2 protein-coding genes are annotated in these 744 nt (G+C 38.8%); both read right to left on the reverse strand.

The annotated features are described in order from the left end of the window. Window positions 1–256 precede the first annotated feature (256 nt). Entirely contained in the window at window positions 257–430 is a 174-nt protein-coding gene (locus CWB76_RS20115; RefSeq protein ID WP_171039665.1) for a hypothetical protein, read from the reverse strand. Between the two features lie 112 nt (window positions 431–542). Continuing rightward, window positions 543–744 (reverse strand): hypothetical protein (locus CWB76_RS19100; protein WP_212751302.1); only part of this gene is annotated, 202 nt, incomplete at its 5' end.

Here is a 744-nt window from a genome sequence, read left to right on the forward strand (position 1 = left end):
AGGATCGTTACCATCCTCTGTGATTGCCATAGTGATGGGATCAAATGGGCCACCGGTCTCTTTTAAAGCGAGGGTTACATTGAAGTCACCTTTACCACCAACAACTTGCTCATTTTGTGTTTTTTCTAATGAAAATGGATGCATTTCTTTTCCTTATTTACTTTTCTCGTTAATGGCATTATTGCCGTGTTTATTACGTGATACTCCGCCAAGAATTCACGTAACGTTAAAAGTTATCTCAAACTATATTTTTTAATTACATCCAGTCTTCTGGTGGGAATGGACGAGGATCGTTACCATCCTCTGGGATTGCCATAGTGATCGGATCAAATGGGCCACCGGTCTCTTTTAAAGCGAGGGTTACATTGAAGTCACCTTTACCACCAACAACTTGCTCATTTTGTGTTTTTTCTAATGAAAATGGATGCATTTTCTTTTCCTTATTTACTTTCTCGTTAATGGCATTATTGCCGTGTTTATTACGTGATACTCCGCCAAGAATTCACGTAACGTTAAAAGTTATCTCAAACTATATTTTTTAATTACATCCAGTCTTCTGGTGGGAATGGACGAGGATCGTTACCATCCTCTGGGATTGCCATTGTAATTGGGTCTGTAGGATTGGTACCACCGCCATCCTCTGTACAACCGCCAAAATAAGTAACTTTAGAGGCTACGCCACCTACAACTTGCTCTTCTTGTGTTTTTTCTAATGAAAATGGATGCATTTTATTTTCCTTATTT

The sequence above is a fragment of the Pseudoalteromonas sp. S1609 genome (assembly GCF_005887255.1).
Taxonomy (GTDB): Bacteria; Pseudomonadota; Gammaproteobacteria; order Enterobacterales; family Alteromonadaceae; genus Pseudoalteromonas.

Excerpts from the sequence above, each read along its gene's own strand:
- CWB76_RS20115 (WP_171039665.1), bottom strand. The coding sequence starts at position 430 with ATGCATCCATTTTCATTAGAAAAAACACAAAATGAGCAAGTTGTTGGT.